Origin of the sequence: Enterobacter cloacae complex sp. P13B (assembly GCF_014895915.1) — a bacterium.
In the GTDB taxonomy this organism is placed as follows: Bacteria; Pseudomonadota; Gammaproteobacteria; order Enterobacterales; family Enterobacteriaceae; genus Enterobacter; species Enterobacter bugandensis.
The window spans coordinates 36,337-54,003 of the sequence record NZ_JADBQN010000018.1 but is presented as its reverse complement, the minus strand read 5'-3'; the positions used below and the strand labels follow the sequence as shown (position 1 = coordinate 54,003).

21 protein-coding genes are annotated in these 17,667 nt (G+C 55.3%); 14 read left to right on the top strand and 7 right to left on the bottom strand.

The genetic code is table 11. The features are described from left to right. Positions 1 to 345 (top strand): gamma-glutamylcyclotransferase, encoded by a 345-nt coding sequence (locus IM273_RS09675; RefSeq protein ID WP_008501424.1) that lies wholly within the window; start codon positions 1 to 3, stop codon positions 343 to 345. Between the two features lie 314 nt (positions 346 to 659). Here the strand turns inward: IM273_RS09675 and IM273_RS09670 are convergent, their stop codons facing one another. The 3 genes from IM273_RS09670 to ppa all read right to left on the bottom strand — a co-directional run bounded on the left by IM273_RS09670 (position 660) and on the right by ppa (position 2,461). Then, a complete protein-coding gene (locus IM273_RS09670; protein ID WP_193051132.1) occupies positions 660 to 1,130 on the bottom strand; it encodes a hypothetical protein in 471 nt (156 codons plus the stop codon). Then, positions 1,127 to 1,711 carry a hypothetical protein gene (locus IM273_RS09665; RefSeq protein WP_028015288.1) on the bottom strand — a complete coding sequence of 195 codons (585 nt, stop codon included), beginning with the start codon at positions 1,709 to 1,711 and terminating at the stop codon, positions 1,127 to 1,129. Before IM273_RS09665 ends, IM273_RS09670 begins: the two co-directional genes overlap by 4 nt. Before the next feature lie 219 nt (positions 1,712 to 1,930). After that, on the bottom strand, positions 1,931 to 2,461 hold the full coding sequence (ppa, locus tag IM273_RS09660) for an inorganic diphosphatase (protein ID WP_006810347.1): 531 nt from the start codon (positions 2,459 to 2,461) through the stop codon (positions 1,931 to 1,933). Positions 2,462 to 2,770: 309 nt separating this feature from the next. Between ppa and ytfQ the strand changes: the two genes are divergently transcribed. The 5 genes from ytfQ to IM273_RS09635 all read left to right on the top strand — a co-directional run bounded on the left by ytfQ (position 2,771) and on the right by IM273_RS09635 (position 8,984). Further along, a complete protein-coding gene (gene ytfQ, locus IM273_RS09655; protein WP_021240696.1) occupies positions 2,771 to 3,727 on the top strand; it encodes a galactofuranose ABC transporter substrate-binding protein YtfQ in 957 nt (318 codons plus the stop codon). A 65-nt stretch (positions 3,728 to 3,792) separates the two neighbouring features. Further along, complete coding sequence (ytfR, locus tag IM273_RS09650; protein ID WP_059357779.1) at positions 3,793 to 5,295, top strand: galactofuranose ABC transporter, ATP-binding protein YtfR; 1,503 nt, start codon at positions 3,793 to 3,795, stop codon at positions 5,293 to 5,295. Between the two features lie 10 nt (positions 5,296 to 5,305). Further along, positions 5,306 to 6,331 (top strand): galactofuranose ABC transporter, ATP-binding protein YtfT, encoded by a 1,026-nt coding sequence (gene ytfT, locus IM273_RS09645; RefSeq protein ID WP_028015290.1) that lies wholly within the window; start codon positions 5,306 to 5,308, stop codon positions 6,329 to 6,331. Continuing rightward, positions 6,318 to 7,319 carry a galactofuranose ABC transporter, permease protein YjfF gene (gene yjfF, locus IM273_RS09640; protein ID WP_021240694.1) on the top strand — a complete coding sequence of 334 codons (1,002 nt, stop codon included), beginning with the start codon at positions 6,318 to 6,320 and terminating at the stop codon, positions 7,317 to 7,319. The genes ytfT and yjfF overlap by 14 nt, the downstream gene beginning before the upstream one ends. 93 nt (positions 7,320 to 7,412) lie before the next feature. Then, positions 7,413 to 8,984, top strand: a complete 1,572-nt coding sequence (locus tag IM273_RS09635; RefSeq protein ID WP_047364065.1) for a methyl-accepting chemotaxis protein — start codon at positions 7,413 to 7,415, stop codon at positions 8,982 to 8,984. Here the strand turns inward: IM273_RS09635 and IM273_RS09630 are convergent. Then, positions 8,956 to 9,312, bottom strand: a complete 357-nt coding sequence (locus tag IM273_RS09630) for a LysR family transcriptional regulator (protein ID WP_193051131.1) — start codon at positions 9,310 to 9,312, stop codon at positions 8,956 to 8,958. The genes IM273_RS09635 and IM273_RS09630 overlap by 29 nt on opposite strands. Before the next feature lie 148 nt (positions 9,313 to 9,460). Then, positions 9,461 to 10,459, bottom strand: coding sequence for a class 1 fructose-bisphosphatase (gene fbp / locus IM273_RS09625; protein WP_028015293.1), 999 nt, complete (start codon positions 10,457 to 10,459; stop codon positions 9,461 to 9,463). 197 nt (positions 10,460 to 10,656) lie between these two features. Here fbp and mpl point away from each other — a divergent pair, with 197 nt between their 5' ends. Continuing rightward, complete coding sequence (mpl, locus tag IM273_RS09620; protein ID WP_028015294.1) at positions 10,657 to 12,030, top strand: UDP-N-acetylmuramate:L-alanyl-gamma-D-glutamyl-meso-diaminopimelate ligase; 1,374 nt, start codon at positions 10,657 to 10,659, stop codon at positions 12,028 to 12,030. Between the two features lie 73 nt (positions 12,031 to 12,103). Here mpl and yjgA read toward each other — a convergent pair whose 3' ends face one another. Then, the gene (gene yjgA, locus IM273_RS09615; RefSeq protein WP_028015295.1) at positions 12,104 to 12,655 is read right to left on the bottom strand and encodes a ribosome biogenesis factor YjgA; all 552 of its coding nucleotides are present in this window, start codon (positions 12,653 to 12,655) and stop codon (positions 12,104 to 12,106) included. Between the two features lie 95 nt (positions 12,656 to 12,750). Here yjgA and pmbA point away from each other — a divergent pair, with 95 nt between their 5' ends. Both pmbA and cybC read left to right on the top strand, forming a co-directional pair. After that, positions 12,751 to 14,103, top strand: coding sequence for a metalloprotease PmbA (gene pmbA, locus IM273_RS09610; protein WP_032644960.1), 1,353 nt, complete (start codon positions 12,751 to 12,753; stop codon positions 14,101 to 14,103). 41 nt (positions 14,104 to 14,144) lie between these two features. After that, entirely contained in the window at positions 14,145 to 14,531 is a 387-nt protein-coding gene (gene cybC / locus IM273_RS09605) for a cytochrome b562 (protein ID WP_193051129.1), read from the top strand. 70 nt (positions 14,532 to 14,601) lie between these two features. Here the strand turns inward: cybC and IM273_RS09600 are convergent, their stop codons facing one another. Continuing rightward, positions 14,602 to 14,757 (bottom strand): Hok/Gef family protein, encoded by a 156-nt coding sequence (locus tag IM273_RS09600; RefSeq protein ID WP_041911460.1) that lies wholly within the window; start codon positions 14,755 to 14,757, stop codon positions 14,602 to 14,604. A 416-nt stretch (positions 14,758 to 15,173) separates the two neighbouring features. Here IM273_RS09600 and IM273_RS09595 point away from each other — a divergent pair, with 416 nt between their 5' ends. Genes IM273_RS09595 through IM273_RS09575 form a run of 5 tightly spaced genes read left to right on the top strand, consistent with a single transcriptional unit; the run spans position 15,174 to position 17,641 of the window. Continuing rightward, positions 15,174 to 15,512, top strand: a complete 339-nt coding sequence (locus IM273_RS09595) for a PRD domain-containing protein (RefSeq protein ID WP_026080657.1) — start codon at positions 15,174 to 15,176, stop codon at positions 15,510 to 15,512. A gap of 10 nt (positions 15,513 to 15,522) precedes the next feature. Then, on the top strand, positions 15,523 to 15,885 hold the full coding sequence (locus IM273_RS09590) for an SFCGS family glycine-rich protein (protein WP_023293430.1): 363 nt from the start codon (positions 15,523 to 15,525) through the stop codon (positions 15,883 to 15,885). Positions 15,886 to 15,887: 2 nt separating this feature from the next. Beyond that, positions 15,888 to 16,187 carry a DUF4312 family protein gene (locus tag IM273_RS09585; RefSeq protein ID WP_006810338.1) on the top strand — a complete coding sequence of 100 codons (300 nt, stop codon included), beginning with the start codon at positions 15,888 to 15,890 and terminating at the stop codon, positions 16,185 to 16,187. 22 nt (positions 16,188 to 16,209) lie between these two features. Then, the gene (locus tag IM273_RS09580; RefSeq protein ID WP_023310182.1) at positions 16,210 to 16,986 is read left to right on the top strand and encodes a DUF4311 domain-containing protein; all 777 of its coding nucleotides are present in this window, start codon (positions 16,210 to 16,212) and stop codon (positions 16,984 to 16,986) included. Between the two features lie 13 nt (positions 16,987 to 16,999). Next, positions 17,000 to 17,641 carry a DUF4310 family protein gene (locus IM273_RS09575; RefSeq protein WP_003856081.1) on the top strand — a complete coding sequence of 214 codons (642 nt, stop codon included), beginning with the start codon at positions 17,000 to 17,002 and terminating at the stop codon, positions 17,639 to 17,641. The last annotated feature ends 26 nt before the right edge of the window (positions 17,642 to 17,667 follow it).

Below are 17,667 nucleotides of genomic sequence, written 5' to 3'. Positions count from 1 at the left end.
ATGCGAATATTTGTCTACGGCAGTTTACGAACCAGGCAAGGCAACAGTCACTGGATGACCAATGCCCAGCTACTGGGGAATTACAATATCGAGAACTACCAGTTGTACAGCCTGGGCCACTATCCAGGCGCGGTTCCCGGCGAAGGAACAGTACAGGGTGAAGTTTATCGTATTGATAATGCTACACTTGCCGAACTTGATGCCTTGCGCACCAGGGGCGGTGAATACGCTCGCCAGTTGATCCAGACACCGTACGGAAGCGCGTGGATGTATGTCTACCAGCGTCCGGTCGACGGGTTAACGCGGATTGTAAGCGGTAACTGGTTAGACAGAGACCAGTACTGAAAAACGACAACGCCACCGTGAGGTGGCGTTGTTTTTTTCACTTTCAATTCTCTTCTGTATCCCTGCGTCGGGTTAAAAAAAGAGGAACGAACAGCATGATGTATGGGGCAATAAGCCATAAAAAACACAAGGCGCGTGAACGGCCATAGTAGTTTATGCATCGCGTATTGCTTGATATGACGGGCAGGAAAAACAGTAAAAACAGCAAAATCGCATAATCGCTTCGATAAGGGATCCATAAGTAAAACAAAAACCAGGCAAGTTGGAATGTCAGGATGCAGAGATACTGCCATTTGCTGTCTTTGCCGTAACAGTCAAACGCCTTTATGTAGCCCATCTTTATGCTTTGAAGAAAGAAACTTAGCATGTATAACGCTCACGATCGCGACGGTCAGAAGCGTGCTCGTCAGCAACGCTCCTAAAAAATAGCTGTGGGTGATATCAGTAGCACCCGAGCTTAAAGTATGTAATTTACTATATCCTCTATCTACTGCAACAAAAAGCGTATATAGCCCGATGTTAATAAAGAACTGAAGCAGACAAGAAGTGACAATATTCGCTGGAATTCTTTTTAATATAGTGAGCAACGTATAAATAATACTTGCTGAAAGAGCGAAGTAAAGCCCGTTAAATAAACTGGATAGTAAGGGGCTGTTTATTTCGCTGAATATTAAATTATCGCTTCCATAATACCATGCCAGATATTGAGTATACGTACTTCTGCCAAAGATAAAGGAGGCAATAATAATGACGAGTAGACTTACGATATGGATTTTCTTACTCATAATTTTGCTCCCTTAGAAAGCAGTTCCTTCATCGTTTTACTGGCCTCCAGCTGATCTTTGATTATGGCAAGGTCACGATTGTTGTGATTATATTTTGCAATAGCGGTTGGCGTTCCTTTACCACCATTGTCCATAAAGAAGACAATATCCTTACGACCATAAAGAAGGACCTGTGGGATGGGATCACGCCCATAGCTCACCGCCTGAGGAAGGGAGTGAATAGACTCTGTCGTGAGGAAGCGAGGAATATTTTCATGCTCAATATTGCCTAAAGGTGTAGTGGCTACAAGAGAGCCGATAAAATCAGTCGTATACACTAACGTATCTGTATCTTTGGTCGTTACTTTCGAGCCCGTAAGATATTTTATCTGTTGCCAAAGTGTAATATCTTTTGGGGTAACCTTAACACCATCCATAAACATATCTTGCTTGCGTTTTAGCTGAATGACAGTGCGGTGTACCTGTGTCAAAGAGGGGCTGATTTCCCCAACGGAAGGCATAAGTCCATCGCGGGAATATAGCCTTTCAATAATAAAGTAAATTCCAGTTGGGCGGGCAACATCAATGTTAATGGATGACATATGAATCCTGTAATCAATGGGGATTAATGCTCATTATGACAGTATGTGATTAATTGACAGCCTATTCAACCACTCCCACCATAAATGAGAGGGTGTCTTTGTTGTATTAACATGAAAGCCAAAGGGAATGGGATTTATCTTAAAAGCTAATGTATGCTGCTTTTAACAAAGATAAAAAAAGCCCCAGTATGCGGGGCTTTCATCAATCGACAGTAAGAATTACTTCTTAGCAGCGCGTTCGAAAGAGGCGATGATTTCTGCTTTCGCCGCTTCTGCGTTGTCCCAGCCTTCAACCTTAACCCATTTACCTTTTTCGAGGTCTTTGTAGTGCTCGAAGAAGTGGGCGATCTGCGCTTTCAGCAGCTCTGGCAGGTCATTCACATCTTTAATGTGATCGTACTCTTTGCTCAGCTTGGTGTGCGGTACCGCAACCAGCTTCGCATCTTCACCCGCTTCGTCAGTCATCTTCAGCACGCCAACAGGACGGCAGCGAATGACGGAGCCTGGCTGCAGTGGGTATGGCGTTGGAACCAGCACGTCAACCGGGTCACCGTCCAGAGACAGGGTGTGGTTGATGTAGCCGTAGTTGCACGGATAGAACATGGCGGTAGACATGAAACGGTCAACGAACAGCGCACCGGTGTCTTTGTCGATTTCGTATTTGATTGGATCTGCGTTGGCCGGGATTTCAATAACAACGTAGATGTCTTCTGGCAGTTCTTTACCCGCTGGGACGTTGAGTAAGCTCATGTCGGTGTCCTTTAAAATGGATGGTAAACAAGTGGCAGGTATTATAGCCAACTCACGCTGAATGTCTCCGCCTCTTTTCGCATTCTCTCCCCGCAAGCCCCACTTTTCAGACCGTTTCCATGACAGGAAAATCCATAAACTCAGCCGCATTTTTAATGGTGAAATGAAAGCGATTACAAACTTGTGATTAACATTTTATTCACTTTCCTGAAGTGTGATGTAACGCAATTCGTTACATATTTCATTGGCTATAGTCATTTCGCAGAACATCTTTTAACCAACAATAAACACCCCTACGAGGACGCTCATATGTGGAAGCGCTTACTTCTTGTCACAGCAGTTTCGGCAGCCATGTCGTCTATGGCGATGGCCGCTCCCTTAACCGTAGGTTTTTCGCAAGTTGGCTCTGAATCCGGCTGGCGTGCGGCGGAAACCAACGTTGCGAAAAGCGAGGCTCAGAAACGCGGCATCACCCTGAAAATCGCCGATGGTCAGCAAAAGCAGGAAAACCAGATAAAAGCCGTGCGCTCGTTTATCGCCCAGGGCGTGGATGCCATCTTTATTGCACCAGTGGTGGCGACCGGCTGGGAACCGGTTCTGAAGGAAGCGAAAGACGCTGAAATTCCGGTCTTCCTGCTCGACCGTTCCATCGATGTTAAAGACAAATCTCTCTATATGACCACCGTCACCGCTAATAACGTGCTTGAAGGGCAGTTAATTGGCGACTGGCTGATTAAACAGGTCGACGGCAAGCCGTGTAACGTCGTTGAACTGCAGGGCACCGTCGGCGCGAGCGTGGCCATCGACCGTAAGAAAGGGTTTGCTGAGGCCATTGCCAAAGCGCCAAACATCAAGATTATCCGCTCCCAGTCCGGCGACTTTACCCGCAGTAAGGGTAAAGAGGTCATGGAGAGCTTTATCAAGGCTGAAAACAACGGCAAGAATATCTGCATGGTTTACGCCCACAATGATGACATGGCGATCGGGGCGATTCAGGCGATTAAAGAAGCGGGCCTGAAGCCGGGCAAAGATATCCTCACCGGCTCTATCGACGGCGTGCCGGACATCTACAAAGCGATGATCGACGGTGAAGCCAATGCCAGCGTCGAGCTGACGCCGAACATGGCGGGCCCGGCATTCGACGCGCTGGAGAAATTCAAGAAAGACGGCACGATGCCTGAGAAGGTGACCGTCACCAAGTCCACGCTCTACCTGCCTGATACAGCGAAAGAAGAGTTAGAGAAGAAGAAAAATATGGGCTACTGATCCAGTGAAATTGCCGGGTGGCGCTGCGCTTACCCGGCCTACGGGAACGTGCCGGGGACGTGAATATGAAAACTGAACAACACCAGGAAATCCTCCGCACAGAGGGCTTGAGTAAATTCTTCCCCGGCGTAAAGGCGCTGGATAGCGTTGATTTCAGCCTGCGGCGCGGTGAGATCATGGCGCTGCTGGGCGAGAACGGCGCGGGAAAATCGACGCTGATTAAATCGCTGACGGGCGTTTATCACGCCGATCGCGGCACCATCTGGCTGGAAGGCAACGCCATTTCGCCAAAAAATACCGCCCACGCCCAGCAGTTGGGGATCGGAACGGTTTACCAGGAAGTGAACCTGCTGCCGAATATGTCGGTGGCGGACAACCTGTTTATTGGCCGCGAGCCACGCCGCTTTGGCCTGCTGCGCCGCAAAGAGATGGAGGCGCGCGCCACGAAGCTGATGGAGTCCTACGGCTTCTCCCTCGACGTTCGCGAGCCGCTGAACCGCTTTTCCGTGGCGATGCAGCAGATCGTCGCCATCTGTCGCGCGATCGATCTCTCTGCGAAGGTGCTGATCCTCGATGAACCCACCGCCAGCCTCGATACCCAGGAAGTGGAGATGCTCTTCACCCTGATGCGCCAGCTGCGCGATCAGGGCGTGAGCCTGATCTTCGTCACGCACTTCCTCGATCAGGTGTATGAGGTGAGTGACCGCATTACGGTGCTGCGCAACGGCAGCTTTGTCGGCTGCCGCGAAACCCGCGAGCTGCCGCAGATCGAGCTGGTGAAAATGATGCTGGGCCGCGAGCTGGAAACCAACGCGCTCAAGCGCGCGGGCCGCACGTTGCTGAGTGAAAAACCGGTTGCCGCGTTCAGCGATTACGGCAAGAAAGGCGTGATATCGCCGTTTAACCTTGAGGTGCGTCCCGGCGAAATTGTCGGGCTGGCGGGCCTGCTAGGCTCGGGCCGAACCGAAACCGCCGAGGTGATCTTCGGGATCAAGCCTGCCGACAGCGGCACCGCGCTGATCAAGGGCAAACCGCAAACCCTGCGATCGCCGCATCAGGCCTCCTGTCTGGGCGTTGGCTTCTGCCCGGAAGACCGGAAAACGGACGGCATCATTGCCGCCGCCTCGGTGCGGGAAAATATCATCCTGGCCCTGCAGGCCCAGCGCGGCTGGCTACGCCCGATCCCTCGTAAAGAGCAAAACGCCATCGCCGAGCGCTTTATTCGCCAGCTCGGCATCCGCACCCCGAGCGCGGAACAGCCGATTGAATTTCTCTCCGGCGGTAACCAGCAGAAGGTGCTGCTCTCCCGCTGGCTACTGACCAAACCGCAGTTCCTGATCCTTGACGAGCCGACGCGCGGTATCGACGTGGGCGCGCACGCCGAAATTATCCGGCTTATCGAAACGCTCTGTGCGGACGGGCTGGCCCTGCTGGTTATCTCATCCGAGCTGGAGGAGCTGGTGGGCTATGCCGATCGCGTCATCATCATGCGCGATCGCAAACAGGTGGCAGAGATCCCGCTGGATAAACTGTCCGTTCCGGCAATCATGAATGCCATCGCGGCGTAAGGAGTGAATCGTGATGTCCCGTTCGCTTTCGCAAACCGGTGAGTCAAAGCGCCGCTTTAGCTGGCCAACCGGCACGCCGCAAATTGCAGCGCTGCTGGTGGTGCTGCTGGTAGATAGCCTTGTCGCACCGCATTTCTTCCAGATTATTGTTCAGGATGGCCGCCTGTTTGGCAGCCCGATCGATATTTTAAACCGCGCCGCGCCCGTGGCGCTGCTGGCGATTGGGATGACGCTGGTGATCGCCACCGGCGGAATAGATCTCTCCGTCGGCGCGGTGATGGCTATCGCCGGGGCCACGGCAGCCTCCATGACCGTGGCCGGTCACAGCCTGCCGATGGTACTGCTGGCGGCCTTAGGCACCGGCGTGCTGGCCGGACTATGGAACGGCATTCTGGTGGCGGTGCTGAAAATTCAGCCCTTTGTCGCTACGCTGATCCTGATGGTGGCCGGGCGCGGGGTCGCACAGCTGATCACCTCGGGGCAGATTGTTACCTTCAACTCTCCGAGCCTGGCATGGCTTGGCAGCGGCAACCTTCTGTTCTTCCCGACGCCGGTGATTATTGCCCTGGTCACGCTTATTGTCTTTTGGCTCTTCACCCGCAAAACGGCGCTCGGGATGTTTATTGAGGCGGTGGGGATCAACATTCGCGCCGCGCGCAACGCCGGGGTCAACACCCGCCTGATGGTGATGCTGACCTACGTGCTGAGCGGCGTCTGCGCCGCCATTGCCGGTGTCATCGTCGCCGCCGATATTCGCGGGGCCGATGCCAATAACGCCGGGCTCTGGCTGGAACTGGATGCGATCCTCGCGGTGGTGATCGGCGGCGGGTCGCTGATGGGCGGGCGCTTTAACCTGCTGCTCTCGGTGATCGGCGCGCTGATCATTCAGGGTATGAACACCGGGATCCTGCTTTCGGGATTCCAGCCGGAACTCAACCAGGTGGTAAAAGCGGTAGTTGTACTCTGCGTGCTGATCGTCCAGTCGCCGCGCTTTGTCAGCATCATTAAGGGGATCCGTGGCCATGATAAAACGTAATTTACCGTTAATGATCACGCTGGGCGTGTTTGTGCTGGGGTATCTCTACTGCCTCACGCAGTTCCCCGGTTTTGCCTCAACGCGCGTGATCTGCAACATTCTGACGGACAACGCCTTTTTAGGCATTATCGCCGTCGGCATGACCTTTGTGATCCTCTCCGGCGGGATCGATCTCTCCGTCGGGTCGGTGATCGCATTCACGGGGGTATTCCTCGCGAAGGCGATCGGTTTCTGGGGCATCTCGCCGCTGGTGGCGTTTCCGCTGGTGCTAGTGATGGGCTGCGCGTTTGGCGCCTTTATGGGGCTTCTGATCGACGCGCTGAAAATTCCGGCCTTTATCATCACGCTGGCCGGGATGTTTTTCCTGCGCGGCGTAAGTTATCTGGTGTCGGAGGAGTCGATTCCGATTAACCATCCGGTGTATGACACGCTCTCCAGCCTGGCGTGGAAAATTCCCGGCGGCGGTCGCCTGAGCGCGATGGGGCTGCTGATGCTGGGCGTGGTGGTGATTGGCATTTTCCTCGCCCACCGCACCCGGTTCGGCAATCAGGTATACGCCATTGGCGGCAACGCCACGTCGGCCAACCTGATGGGGATCTCGACCCGCAGCACCACCATCCGCATCTATATGCTTTCGACCGGCCTGGCAACGCTGGCGGGTATTGTCTTCTCGGTGTATACCCAGGCGGGCTATGCCCTTGCAGGCGTCGGCGTGGAACTGGATGCGATTGCTTCTGTGGTTATCGGCGGCACGCTGCTCAGCGGCGGGGTAGGGACGGTGCTGGGGACGCTGTTCGGCGTCGCGATTCAGGGGCTGATACAAACCTATATCAACTTTGACGGCACGCTCAGCTCGTGGTGGACGAAGATCGCCATCGGCATTCTGCTGTTTATTTTTATTGCCCTGCAGCGGGGGCTGACGGTGCTTTGGGAGAACCGTCAAAGCTCGCCTGTTACCCGCGTAAACACATCGGTAACAGAGCGATAACACACTGAATTTGCTTAAAGTCTAAACATTTTCCGGTAGCGGCCGATACTCTTCTTTTATGCCCAGAAATATCTCGCTACCGGAAATAATATCATGCTTAAAACGCTATCGATTCGTACCGGCTTGCTCTCTTTACTGGCCGTTATGACCCTTCTGCTGCTGATTGTCAGCGGCATCGGCATTTATGCCCTCACACAGAGTTCTTCCTCACTGCAGCGCATTAATCACCTTCAGGGTGAGCAGATGGTGCAGCTGAACACCGGCTATACGCTGATCCTGCGCGCACGCAATGAGGCGGGTCAGGCCGTCCGCATGATGGAAATCGGCATGCTGGACGATGCGGCCAAAGCGGTAAAAAACATCAATCAGGAAGTCGCCCTGGCCCGGAAAACGTTAAAAGGCGTGATTGACGGCGGCGTGGCTGACGAACAGGGGCAGCAGCTCCTCGACAAAGTCGCGGCCAGCCTGGCGACGTATAACCAGCAGGGGATCGGCCCGATGCTGAAAACCCTGAATGACCAGAGCGCAGACAGCTATTACGATCTGCTGGAGAACACGCTGATTCCGGTGGCGAAGCAGTTCGATAACGACATGCAGGCGTTTCAGAAATGGAGCGAAGCGCGAGGTCAGGCGGAAGTGAGCGCCGTGCAGGCGAGTAAAACCCGCGTGCTGATCCTGATTATTGTCGCCGCGCTGCTGACGGCGGGCATTATCGTGCTCGCCTGGCTGGCGCTGCGCCATATGCTGCTCAAGCCGCTGTCTGCCTCCATTGCGCAGCTGGAGAACGTGGCGGCGGGCGATTTAACCCACACGCTGAATGCCCCGGCGAGCCAGGAGTTTAACCGCCTCAATGCGGCGATAGAGGAGATGCGTCAGTCGCTGATGAGCTCGGTTCTGCGGGTTCGCGATGCCAGCTCGCAAATTGATACCGGCAGCCGCGAGCTGACGGCGGGGAACCGGGATCTTGCCGAGCGCACCGAATCCACCGCCACGTCGCTGGAGCAGACCGCCGCCAGCATGGAGCAGATCACCGCCACGGTGAAGCTTAACGCCGACAACGCTGAGCAGGCGCACCAGCTGGCGAAGTCTGTTTCCGACACCGCCGATCACGGCAGCGAAATGGTCTGCTACGTGATTGAAAAAATGCGCGATATCTCCGGCAGTTCGGCGCGCATCGCCGACATCCTGAGCGTGATTGACGGTATTGCCTTCCAGACCAACATTCTGGCGCTTAACGCCTCCGTGGAAGCGGCGCGCGCGGGCGAGCAGGGGCGCGGGTTTGCCGTGGTCGCGGGTGAAGTCCGCAACCTTGCCAGCCGCAGCGCCGACGCGGCGAAAGAGATCCGCTCTCTGATCGGCGATTCGCAGGCCCACGTTAACGAGGGCAGCGAGCTGGCCCAGCAGGCGGGTGAAACGATGGATGAGATTGCCACCGAAGTGCTGCGCATGACCAAACTGATGCGCGAAATTGCCACCGCGTCTCAGGAGCAGAGCCGCGGCATCGAGCAGGTGAATATTGCGGTGAACCAGATGGATGAAACCGCGCAGCAGAATGCGGCGCTGGTGCAGCAATCCTCCGCCGCGACCCGCTCCCTTGAGGAGCAGTCGCGTCAGCTGATGGAAGCCATGTCATCATTTAAAGTGACGGCTCAGACTGCGGCATAATATTTCCCAGCCCCGGTGCGTTCTGTGCCGGGGCTTTATTTCTCGCGGAATTTACCGCCGCAATATTATCGTGAATATTACCCATTAATAATTCCAGCGAGTTGGTTAACGCTAACGCTTTTTCAGTCGGCTCGAGATATAAACCTTTGCGAAAAAATAACGGCTCATCAAACAGTTGATTAAAACGCTTCAACGCCAGGCTTACCGCAGGACGGGACATCTCCAGGCGCAAAGAGGCTTTTGCCATACTGCCGCAGCGGACGACTTCAATAAATACAGGGATAAGATTTAAATCAATGCCGGTATTAGCCCGGGAATAATTTTTCATTGCAATTCTGCTCCAGGAAATAAATGTCAAACTGTTATGGAAATAATGCAGGAGCAGGGGTGAAGATTAAAGCGTGATTTTTATAAACACTTATACGGTAAAATATATAAATGTGTTGGGGAGCCAGACTGGCTCCCCGGGAGAGATATTACGCGTCCGGATACTCACGGATAAAACGTTCAACGTCTTCAACCATATGGTTGTTGCCAACGAAGAACGAACGACGCTGGTGAAGGCTTTCCGGCACGATGTCCAGAATACGCTGTTTACCGTCGCTCGCCTTGCCGCCCGCCTGTTCGGCCAGGAACGCCATCGGGTTGCATTCGTACAGCAGGCGCAGCTTCCCGTCCGGGTGGCTGGCGGTGCTTGGATAGAGGTAGATACCGCCCTTCAGCAGGTTACGGTGGAAATCCGCGACCAGAGAGCCAATGTAGCGGGACGTGTAAGGGCGCTGGGTCGCTTTATCTTCTTCCTGGCAGAATTTGATGTACTTCTTCACGCCGTTCGGGAACTTGATGTAGTTGCCTTCGTTGATGGAGTAAGTGCTGCCTTTCTCCGGGAAGCGCATACGTTCCTGGCACAGGCAGAAGACGCCCAGCGACGGATCGTAGGTAAAGGCGTGAACCCCGCATCCGGTGGTGTAGACCAGCATGGTGGACGAGCCATAAACGACGTAACCGGCCGCAACCTGGTTACTGCCCGGCTGCAGGAAATCTTCCTCGGTTACCGGCGTACCAACAGGCGTGACGCGGCGGTAGATGGAGAAAATGGTACCGACAGAAACGTTAACGTCGATGTTGGAGGAGCCGTCGAGTGGATCCATCAGTACGACGTATTTCGCGTGTTCACACCCTTCGAATACAACAATTTCATCTTCTTCTTCGGAGGCGATACCCGCAACGATGTCGCGCGCGCGCAGTGCAGCTTTCAGTTTTTCATTTGCGAACAGATCGAGTTTCTGCTGAACCTCGCCCTGAACGTTCTCGGCACCGCTGGCACCCAGGATATCGACCAGACCGGCCTTGTTGATATCACGGTGGATGATCTTAGCGCCCAGCTTTATTGCCGACAGCAAAGCAGTGAGTTCACCCGTAGCATGAGAGAACTCGTGCTGCTTTTCGACAATAAATTCACCTAACGTTTTCATAACACTTTCCCTGCATCTTTGTGAGTAGAGCGATTGTATGTTCACTAAAACGACTAAAGCCCAACAATCTTAACAAATATTCAAATAGTAGCGCAGAGGTGAATCGCGCCAGCAACATACGGATTTACCTGAAATGCGTTTCACAGCCGCTAACATGTGAGTAAAATGTGCGCCACATTAAAGAAGGATAGTGACGTATGCGCATTCATATATTGGGGATTTGTGGCACTTTCATGGGCGGACTGGCAATGCTGGCGCGCTCGCTGGGCCATGAAGTGACAGGTTCGGACGCCAATGTGTATCCGCCGATGAGCACGCTTCTGGAAAAACAGGGCATCTCTTTAATTCAAGGCTACGATGCCAGCCAGCTGGATCCCGAGCCGGATCTGGTCATCATTGGCAACGCCATGACCCGCGGTAACCCGTGCGTTGAAGCGGTGCTGGAACGCAATATTCCGTTCATGTCCGGCCCGCAGTGGCTGCATGATTTCGTGCTGCGCGACCGCTGGGTGGTTGCCGTAGCCGGTACCCACGGCAAAACCACCACCGCCGGCATGGCGACCTGGATCCTCGAAGCCTGCGGCTACAAGCCGGGCTTCGTGATCGGCGGCGTGCCGGGTAACTTCGACGTCTCTGCGCGTCTCGGCGACAGCCCGTTCTTTGTGATTGAAGCGGATGAATACGACTGCGCATTCTTCGACAAGCGTTCCAAATTCGTGCACTACTGCCCGCGCACGCTGATCCTCAACAACCTTGAGTTTGACCACGCGGATATCTTTGACGACCTGAAAGCCATTCAGAAACAGTTCCACCACCTGGTGCGCATTGTCCCGGGCCAGGGCCGCATTATCCTGCCGGAGAACGACATCAACCTTAAGCAGACCATGGCGATGGGCTGCTGGAGCGAGCAGGAGCTGGTGGGCGAGCAGGGCCACTGGCAGGCGAAAAAACTCAACGCGGATGCCTCCGAGTGGGAAGTACTGCTCGACGGTGAGAAAGTGGGCGAGGTGAAGTGGGGCCTGGTGGGCGAGCACAACATGCACAACGGCCTGATGGCGATCGCCGCGGCGCGCCACGTGGGCGTACTGCCTGCGGATGCGGCCAATGCGCTGGGGACGTTTATCAACGCCCGCCGCCGCCTGGAGCTGCGCGGCGAAGCGAACGGCGTGACGGTGTATGACGATTTCGCGCACCACCCAACCGCCATTCTGGCGACGCTTGCTGCGTTACGCGGCAAGGTTGGCGGCACCGCGCGCATTCTGGCGGTGCTGGAACCGCGCTCGAACACCATGAAAATGGGCATTTGCAAAGACGACCTCGCGCCGTCCCTGGGACGTGCCGACGAAGTCTTCCTGCTCCAGCCGCAGCATATTCCGTGGCAGGTGGCTGAAGTGGCCGACGCCTGCATTCAGCCTGCGCACTGGAGCGCGGACGTGGATGTCTTAGCGGATATGGTGGTGAAAGCCGCACAGCCTGGCGACCACATTCTGGTGATGAGCAACGGTGGGTTCGGTGGGATCCATCAGAAGCTGCTGGACGGTCTGGCGAAGAAAGCCGCGGCCGCAGAGTAAAAAAAACCCGGTGGCGCTAGCGCTTACCGGGCTTACATTATCTCTTCTCCCTCTCCCCTTTGGGGAGAGGGGCTTACTCTGCGTTCTCAGACAGCTCGCGCAGATACTGGAAAATCAGACGCGCGGATTTCGGCGGCTTATTCCCCTCTTTCTCTTTCTTCGCGTTGCGGATCAAAGAACGCAGCTGCTGGCGGTCGGCATCCGGCCACAGGTTCAGCACTTCCGGTACCGCATCATCACCCTGTTCAATCAGACGATCGCGGATCTGCTCCAGCTTATGAAACAACGCAACCTGCTGGTTGTGGCGGTTTTTCAGCTTGTCTAGCGCCTGACGGATCGGATCCACGTCGCGCTGACGCAGCATTTTACCGATAAGCTGAAGCTGGCGACGACGGCCTTCTTTCTTGATTTTCTGTGCCAGTTCAATGGCATCACGCAGATCCTGGTCGAGCGGGATCTTATCCAGCGCGTTTTTACCCAGTTCTACCATTTCTGCGCCAAGCTGTTTTAACTCTTCGGCGTCACGTTTAATTTCACTTTTACTGACCCAGATGATCTCATCATCTTCGTCTTCGATGTCATCACCGGGAACGTCGTCGAGCCAGTCTTCGGGCTGCTTAGTCATGTCAGGCTCCTTAAAAAAAGAGGCTAATGTTACCAGTTAAGACGCGCACTGAAAAACGGTTCTCTGTTAGACTTCACTTAACTCTCTTTTACAGTATGGCATTTGCGATGAAAGTAACCTCACAAGTTGAAGCGCAGCGTAAGATTCTGGAAGAAGCCGTCTCCACCGCGCTGACGCTCGCTTCAGGTAAATCAGATGGCGCCGAAGTGGCGGTCAGCAAAACCACCGGCATTAGCGTGAGCACCCGCTATGGCGAAGTGGAGAATGTAGAATTTAACAGCGATGGCGCGCTTGGGATCACGGTGTATCACCAGAACCGCAAAGGCAGCGCGTCGTCCACCGATCTCAGCCCGGATGCCATCGCCCGCACGGTGCAGGCGGCGCTGGATATCGCCCGTTACACCTCTCCGGATCCTTACGCAGGCGTGGCGGATAAAGATCTGCTGGCGTTTGACGCGCCGGATCTCGATCTGTTCCACCCGGCTGAAGTCACGCCGGATGAAGCGATTGAGCTGGCCGCGCGCGCCGAGCAGGCGTCTTTGCAGGCTGATAAGCGCATCACGAATACCGAAGGCGGCAGCTTCAACAGCCACTACGGCATCAAAGTCTTCGGCAACAGCCACGGCATGCTGCAGGGCTACTGCTCCACCCGTCACTCGCTTTCAAGCTGCGTGATCGCCGAAGAGAACGGCGACATGGAGCGTGACTACGCCTACACCATTGGCCGCGCGCTGGGGGATTTGCAGTCTCCTGAGTGGGTGGGCAAAGAGTGTGCCGAACGCACGCTGTCTCGCCTGTCTCCGCGTAAGCTCTCCACCATGAAGGCCCCGGTCATTTTTGCCAATGAAGTGGCGACCGGCCTGTTTGGCCATCTGGTGGGCGCTATCGCGGGCGGCTCGGTGTACCGTAAATCGACCTTCCTGCTCGACTCGCTGGGCAAGCAGATCCTGCCGGAATGGCTGACCATCGAAGAGCATCCGCACCTTCTAAAAGGGCTGGCCTCCACGCCATTCGACAGCGAAGGCGTGCGCACTGAACGCCGCGATATCGTTAAAGACGGCATTCTGACCCAGTGGCTGCTGACCAACTACTCCGCGCGCAAGCTGGGGCTGAAAAGCACCGGACATGCGGGCGGGATCCACAACTGGCGCATTGCCGGTCAGGGCCTGAACTTCGAGCAGATGCTGAAAGAGATGGGCACCGGTCTGGTGGTCACCGAGCTGATGGGCCAGGGCGTAAGCGGCATCACAGGCGACTATTCTCGCGGTGCGGCAGGCTTCTGGGTCGAAAACGGCGAAATCCAGTATCCGGTGAGCGAAATTACCATCGCCGGCAACCTGAAGGACATGTGGCGCAATATCGTTACGGTCGGTAACGATATTGAAACACGTAGCAATATACAGTGTGGTTCTGTGTTACTGCCGGAAATGAAAATCGCCGGCCAGTAATACCCGTAAAGGCGTTTTAATAATAAAAAAGGAAGTGAGCAATGCGTAAACACCTGTTAGCGATCGTCGCGGCTTCAACGCTGGTTCTTAGCTCTTCTGCGTTTGCTGCCGATCTCGAAGACAACATGGACATCCTCAGTCAAAACCTGAAGGTAGTGCAGAAAACGGACAATGCGGCGGAAATGAAAGGCGCACTGACCAAAATGCGTGAAGCGGCGCTGGACGCGCAAAAAGCGACGCCGCCAAAGCTGGAAAGCAAAGCGGCAGACAGCGCAGAGATGAAAGACTACCGCCACGGCTTTGACGTGCTGGTCGGTCAGATCGACGGCGCGCTGAAGCTGGCTAACGAAGGCAAAGTGAAGGAAGCCCAGGCGGCGGCCGACCAGTTTGTGGCGACGCGCAACACGTATCACAAGAAATACCGTTAATTGGGTGCCTGAGCTGTACGTCCTTCCTCCGTATGCGGAGGCGCACTAAGCGCCCCCGCATCCTTGCTCCCTACTGGCCGGAGCGACAATCCATCCGCGCTGTCACTTCAAGCGAGCCGTTTCGAAAACGGATCTCGCACAGTGTTTTCCTCGTCACCAGCGTTAAGATGATTATTGTCAAAGCAACAATCATCGAAACCCGGATAATTGGGGATTGGCGTTTCATGGATGCCTCCTTGCTTTAAAGCGGGCGAGGTAGCGAACTCCACGGTCCGACGTGTCGTTTCGAGCCCCCGCCCTGATTTTCTATCAGGCGGGGCTTTCCACTTTCCGTCCCATGCCTGAGACGGTCAGTCTCAAGCACCCGCAGCCACTCTAGCGAATCCCCATAAGAAAACCTTATCCACGTCACATTTCTACGAGCCTGCTCGTAAACTTTTCCACTCCGCTTACCTGTTTAGTGCCGCTTAATAGCGTGATATTCATCACGTAAATGCGGCCGTTAATCCAGATTCACCATATTTATGTGGCACAGATCACTGCTGCGGCTCGCCTTTCCACTTCGAAGTGGAAAACAACTCGCTACAAACCCTTCACGCCCAACGTTAGTTTTATTCCAGAGCCATTAACGGGGTAAGACGAGTGATTAACGGAGCGGTAATGAACGACGTTGGGGAACAGGCGGTACAAACAGAACAGCTCGCGAACACCATGCTGCAGCAGGTTTATGCCCTGCTGGCCCGGCACAACATCATCCCCAATGCGGTACAGGAGCAGATGCTCACCTCCCACGTTCGCGCAATGGCGCACCGGTCCGTGACCGGCGAGCCGCTGCCGGAGGTTGAAGCAGAGCTGTTCGACGAAATTTCACCAGATTCAATGCAGCTTGCCCGTGAAGTGGTGGCGCAGTTTGGCAACCTTCCTGATGAAGAGGCCTGGCTGCTCTCCGTTCACTTTGAAGTCGCGAAAGACAACCTTTAAGGAGCAACACATGGAACAGATTACAGTCGTGATTGGCGATCGCCTGGGTAAAGGTCAGAAAGTGGCTGCGGGTGTGGAAAAAGCAGGTGGACGCGCAGTGGTTGTGCCGGGCATGGCGGCGGACATGAAGCTCGGCGACGTAATGAAAGCGGAAAACGCCACCTTCGGCATCTCCTTCTGCGGCAGCGGCGGCGCGGGTGCCATCACCGCCCAAACCAAATATGGCTACAAGGCCAAATACGGCATGCGTTCCGTGGAAGAGGGCGTGACCGCCATCAACGAAGGCTGCAACGTGCTGGGCTTTGGCTTTATGGATAAAGAAGAGCTGGGCGAGCGTCTGGTGCAGGCGTGGCAGAAGAAATACGGCGCATAAGCATGAAAGAACAGTTCACAACCACGGTGAGAGTGAAGGGGAAGGGCGACGCCAAAGCGCGCGCCTTTGCCGACGCGCTCAACCACGTTCAGGCCGCGGTGATGAAAGCCTCACCGCATATCTTACTGCGTATTGAGCCACAGGATGTGCAGGTTGTTCAGGCGCAAGAAGCGGTGCGTAAAGAAGCGTTTCTGTTCTTCTTTTTGCGCCGGGAAAGACGCACCTACAGCGTGGAGCTGGATGTGACCGTCAACGTGACCGCCATCAATCTCGACCAGGTGGATTTCGTCACGCAACGCTGATTATTCATAAAAGGGCAGACTGATGTTCTTAATTATATTAATAAAATCGCTCATCATTGGCGGCCTGGTTGGCGTCGGTGTCGGAGCCGGGGCTGCACGCATGTTTCATGCGCCTACCACTCAGGGTATGGGCGCGTTTCGTACGTTGGGGGAACTGAACTCCTGTGAAGGGGATCCGGCGTCCCACTTCTCCTTTGGGTTAGGTTTCTTCTTTAACGCCTGGGCCTCTTCCGTGGCTGCAGGTGCCTTCACACAGGACGTTGACCACCGCATCATCCCGAACTGGGGTGCTGCTGCACTGATGATCAAAAACCGTAACGTCGGCGAAACGCTGCACGATCCCCGCAAAATGGCGATTGCCTGCGGCGTGATTGGCATGCTCGTCGTCACCTTCCTGAACCTGACCGCCTCCTCCGTGCCGGCAGCGCTGCAGGTTACCGCCGTGAAGGTGCTGGTGCCTGCCGCGAACCTGCTGGTTAACACCGTGATGCCGGTGATCTTCTGGCTGGCGGCCATCGACGCGGGTAAAAAATCGGGCTTCTGGGCCACCATCTTCGGCGGCGCGGCGCAGCTGATCATGGGGAACGCCGTACCGGGTCTGGTTCTCGGCATCCTGATCGGTAAAGGCGTTGAGGAGAGCGGCTGGAACCACGTCACAAAAGTGATGATGGCGGCGATCGTGCTGCTGTTCGTGTTGAGCGGCTTCTTCCGCGGCTTCGACATGAAGATGATCGAATCCTTCCATCTGACCGTGCCGAACTGGCTCGACATGATCCACAACTCGCTCAGCGGTAAATAACAGGAGCCTCTAAATGGAACAGAATAAAGGTTTTTGGTATGCCGACTGGTCGTTCCCGATCTTCGTTGGCCTGCTCTCCTCCGGCGTCTTCGCCGGGACGCACATGTACTACCTCTATGGCATCGGCGCGTTTAACGAAGTGGCCTTCGTGGCGATGCTGAAAGCGGGAATCGATACCGGCGTCTACGGCGCGGTGGCGGCGTTCGGCGCGAGCTTCCTGTTCGCCCGCATTATTGAAGGGTCGCTGGTGGGTATTCTCGACATCGGTGGGGCGATCCAGACCGGCGTGGGCCTCGGCGTACCGGCGCTGCTGCTGGGCGCGGGGATCATGTTCCCGGTGACCAACTTCATTGCCTCGCTGATTACCGGCCTGGTGATTGGTCTGGCGATTGGCTACGTCATCATCCTGGCGCGTAAGTTCACCATCAACCAGAGCAACTCCACCTACGGCGCAGACGTGATGATGGGCGCGGGTAACGCCTCCGGCCGCTTCCTCGGGCCGCTGATTATCCTCAGCGCGATGACCGCCTCCATTCCAATCGGCGTCGGTTCGCTGGTAGGCGCGCTGCTGTTCTACATCTGGCAGAAGCCGATTACCGGTGGCGCCATCCTCGGCGCAATGATTTTGGGCTGGCTGTTCCCGGTCGCCCTTTAATACCCGCGGGCGCTCCGGCGCCCGCC